Here is a 3,591-nt window from a genome sequence, read left to right as displayed (position 1 = left end):
CATAAAGAGTTCCCCTAAAAAATCAGTCGCTTGACTGTCTAAGGCATTAACACAAATTGCCATTAGTTTGGCGAATAAATCCAAATCGGCTCTTTCATAACGCGCAATCACGTCAAAGTAAGTTTGTTCCAACTCAGGACATTGTTTCACGCTGTTTTCTAATGAAATCGCGGCAACATGAATAAAATCTCGAAACACGTCTAAGCGACTGTGATAACGTGCCGTTTGATTAAATAATTGAATAAATTCCTTGTAAAAATCGCGCTTTGATTTGGCGTTAACCGTGGTTAGGTTTGCTTTCTCGACTGTTTTGTCTGTCTTTGTGTCTATCTTACTGAGCGAACCTGAGATAATAGGACTGGCTACTTTCGCGGGTTGGCTTAAATCCACATCAAAAAAACTCAATTGAGACATACCGACGCTCCAAAACTGCCCCTGAAAAACAGGGGCAGTGAATTAACTTAAATCCACGATTTACGCAGTTCTAAACAGCGCAAAAGTTGCCCCAAACACTGGTTATTCATTGCAGGGATGCGAACAGGCTGTTTGCGTTTAAGTTGTTTGTCGATATGTCGCGCCATTGCCCGATAGGTCGGCTCAATATCACTTATGGCAATATCGTGACGCACGACCCGACGTTTTGACAGGGCGGACATTTGGGGCTTTACAGGGTTGGCAGCGTATGCCATGATATTTGTGTTCATCGGAGTTTCTCCTTTGAGTTGGTGATATGCCTTGAGTTCCTCGCTAAAGTCATTCAAGGCACGGATTAAGCAGGCGAAAGCCTGCTTTTTTTATTGTTGTGCCACTAATCCAGCACAACGCACACGCGATACAATTTGCGCGTGAGATAACGTTGATACATCTCGAAACGTGAAATAACGTCCGTCCACTTTGACAAAAATGTCAGTCACGTTCCCCAGTACCATTTCTTGCAATTTAAATGACTCTGTATTGTTATTACCTTGCCAATCCAGTGGGGGCATAACCGATAACGCATCCATAAATTCCATTAAGGTAATTTCTGTCGCGGTAGTTTTGGCAGCGTGTTCGCGTCCTATCCAGTACATCATTTCCGCGCTTTGCGTTTCTTGGTAACTGTCTGTTTCGTACTGCTCTAATGCGTGATACATAAAAATCTCCTTATTGGTGATTGAGGGTTAAAACATGGTTTTGATATTCCCGCTCCAATTTCTGGCACCGTGTTCGGTCTAAATTGTCCAGTGTGTCCAAGATATAGGCTCGGGTAAGTTTCCAAATGGATAACACCTTTGGATCTGTCCGTTTATTCGCTTGCCAATGGTGCGTATCCAGTTCGGCTTTAATTTTGGCAAATCGGATTAATGCTCTATCAAGTTTTGCGTCCTCCTTTTTGTGGGTTATTGGTGTATGAATTCGTCTAATTTCCGCACATTTATTCAGTAAACGTTCAATCAGTACGTTTTTTCGTTTATTCCAGCTTTCTATGGATTTTTGCGTTGGGCTTTTAACGTTATTTTTCTGCATGTTATAAATCCCCACAGCCTAACGGGCAGCAATTTTTATCAAGTCCATGAGTGCAAAACCCTTCTGCTAAATTCGCTTGTTTGAGGTGATCCACTTCCGTCGATGTTAAATACCCAAACTTTTCACGTGCAATGATCACCGCCTCGGCGCGTTGAGATTCAGGTAACTGAGCGACTTCGCGATCAATTTCGCAGGTAAAAATCGATTCATATACTGTTTCCGTTCCGCCACAATTCATGACGGCTTTGTGGCGGAGCGCTTTACAAATGCGTTTCCAGTTTTCCATATCGAATGTTGTTTTAGTCATTGTTTATCCCTCGTCTTGGCTTTTAACTCATCTTTCTGGAGGTTTTGGCGTGGCGGTGTTGACGTTCACCGATGGCCTCGTAGTTCTCTTTGAAAGTGTTAATTCATCTTACTGTCAGTTCAGTCGCGGCAAGGGCGTGCATAGCTGAGACGAGGAAGGAAGCAAGGGCGGAAGCAAAATTGTTGGAAAGCGCAGCGACAAGAATTTTGCTGGAGTTCATTTTACCCTTGCTGGATGACGACTTGAGGCTATGTTTAAGCCGAGCGGAAGTACTTACAGAGAGATAAAAACCTGTAGATAAGGATGAATTCGGCCGACACGCAACGCGTGGCGTCTTTAACGGCCGTGCGAAGCACGAAATGCCGCAGTTAGGTTTCGCTTGCTATCCGAAGGACAGAGACGCTTGCGGCTCTGCGGAAACCCATTCGTAAAACGAATGGCGTTGGAGTGTAGGTGACAGCTCGAGAACGTCGAGCTGCCGTAGGAACCCATAAGGTTTATTGCATTTTTATGATAAAAATTTCAACTCATTGTTACTATACTTAAAGTTGAACTGACTAAATCACTCGCTCAGTAAAACTCAATCTTTTTTTAACAACATTTACTGGTTTTACACCGAAACACTGACTTTCTTTTGCTAACCATATCTTAAGCTCAACAAGAAAATGTTCGGGAGAATCCCGAACATTTTCTTGCAACGCGCGGTATATCGTCATTTTCATAATAAGACTAGACAGGTCGCTAAAAATGCCCCTTTAACATCCTGATTAACGGGATAATAATAGGTGGCATACCCTTCTCTAGGCACAGCCTTGTAATACCCCACATTTATATCTTCACAGGCTAACCATGTGACACTGTCACTCTGTGAAATTTCATTTGCCGCAATTGCCGAGTTAATGACCGTTTCTTTTGACTGCTCGCCGCGCATCATTAGCACCAAACTGTCTTCAGTTTCGAGCAAAACCACATTCCATTCATTCATCGTCAACGCCCTTTTGATCCGTTAACTTATTCGGTATGGCATAACGATCCAGTAATTGTTCACCGTATGATCGATTATCAATTTCATCATTAAAATCCAAAAGTGCCGACCATAACGGGGCAAAATCAAGGTATTTTCGCAAGTTTAAATGCCTAAATCGTGTCGTCCAGTTCACGAGTAACTCAATCAAATCATATTCTTCAATCCCATCATGATTAAACCGGTTGTACCACGATTTAAATTCACTGGGGGTAATAAAGGCTAACTCAATTTCGGCTTGCGCTAATCGATTTTGATACTGTTGCTGCGCTTTAATCTGTTCTTTTTGTCGAGCACGGCTCACGACATGCACGTGAGATTGAATTTTTCGCCCCTGCCGTTCACGGTCACGGTAATCCAGCTCAGGAAAAAAATCACGCACATGATGATCGCATAACGGCAACGGACAAAAATATCCACGGGACTGAACAAACGTATCTAAAGCCGCAAGATAGCGATTTTTTGACGGCATTTCGCGCTTGTCATCAAAAGCTAAAACCAACGTATAGTGCAAATCTTTCGCGGTGATAGCCCCTTTATTGCCCGTAAAAAAGCGAATTAACGCACACGCATAGGGATAACGCTTTTGGTGTTGCCCTTTTTGTATTTTATCTTCGACAAAAAGGATGGCTTTTGCCGCGGCATATTGACGGTCATTAAAGGGAACAAGGGCTAAGTGATTTGGAATAGTTGTCATGATATTTCACACTGCCCTTTTCAGGGCAGTGTCTCCAGTCTGATTATTGCGCGTTAT

General features: G+C 43.0%; 6 protein-coding genes and 1 pseudogene. All 7 read right to left on the bottom strand.

Features of this window, described 5'->3' with window-relative positions:
- Window positions 1–414 (bottom strand): annotated as a pseudogene (locus AC4IFO_RS22670) (hypothetical protein); the annotation flags it as partial.
- A 47-nt stretch (window positions 415–461) separates the two neighbouring features.
- On the bottom strand, window positions 462–704 hold the full coding sequence (locus AC4IFO_RS22665; RefSeq protein WP_490737805.1) for a hypothetical protein: 243 nt from the start codon (window positions 702–704) through the stop codon (window positions 462–464).
- 90 nt (window positions 705–794) lie between these two features.
- Complete coding sequence (locus AC4IFO_RS22660; protein ID WP_490737804.1) at window positions 795–1,133, bottom strand: hypothetical protein; 339 nt, start codon at window positions 1,131–1,133, stop codon at window positions 795–797.
- Window positions 1,134–1,143: 10 nt separating this feature from the next.
- Complete coding sequence (locus AC4IFO_RS22655; RefSeq protein ID WP_490737803.1) at window positions 1,144–1,506, bottom strand: hypothetical protein; 363 nt, start codon at window positions 1,504–1,506, stop codon at window positions 1,144–1,146.
- Between the two features lies 1 nt (window position 1,507).
- Window positions 1,508–1,813: a hypothetical protein gene (locus AC4IFO_RS22650; RefSeq protein WP_371007720.1), complete on the bottom strand. Its 306-nt coding sequence runs from the start codon at window positions 1,811–1,813 to the stop codon at window positions 1,508–1,510.
- A gap of 718 nt (window positions 1,814–2,531) precedes the next feature.
- Window positions 2,532–2,798: a hypothetical protein gene (locus AC4IFO_RS22645; RefSeq protein ID WP_490737801.1), complete on the bottom strand. Its 267-nt coding sequence runs from the start codon at window positions 2,796–2,798 to the stop codon at window positions 2,532–2,534.
- The gene (locus AC4IFO_RS22640; RefSeq protein WP_490737799.1) at window positions 2,791–3,534 is read right to left on the bottom strand and encodes a plasmid SOS inhibition protein A; all 744 of its coding nucleotides are present in this window, start codon (window positions 3,532–3,534) and stop codon (window positions 2,791–2,793) included. Before AC4IFO_RS22640 ends, AC4IFO_RS22645 begins: the two co-directional genes overlap by 8 nt.
- Window positions 3,535–3,591 lie beyond the last annotated feature (57 nt).

The organism is Providencia sp. UF-224, assembly GCF_058245955.1.
Note: the sequence above shows the minus strand (reverse complement) of the source record. Positions and strands in the feature narration are given on the sequence as shown.

Bases quoted from the DNA above. Each gene is read 5' to 3' on its own strand.
- AC4IFO_RS22645 (WP_490737801.1), bottom strand. From the start codon at position 2,798: ATGAATGAATGGAATGTGGTTTTGCTCGAAACTGAAGACAGTTTGGTG.
- AC4IFO_RS22655 (WP_490737803.1), bottom strand. From the start codon at position 1,506: ATGCAGAAAAATAACGTTAAAAGCCCAACGCAAAAATCCATAGAAAGC.
- AC4IFO_RS22640 (WP_490737799.1), bottom strand. From the start codon at position 3,534: ATGACAACTATTCCAAATCACTTAGCCCTTGTTCCCTTTAATGACCGT.
- AC4IFO_RS22665 (WP_490737805.1), bottom strand. From the start codon at position 704: ATGAACACAAATATCATGGCATACGCTGCCAACCCTGTAAAGCCCCAA.
- AC4IFO_RS22660 (WP_490737804.1), bottom strand. From the start codon at position 1,133: ATGTATCACGCATTAGAGCAGTACGAAACAGACAGTTACCAAGAAACG.
- AC4IFO_RS22650 (WP_371007720.1), bottom strand. From the start codon at position 1,813: ATGACTAAAACAACATTCGATATGGAAAACTGGAAACGCATTTGTAAA.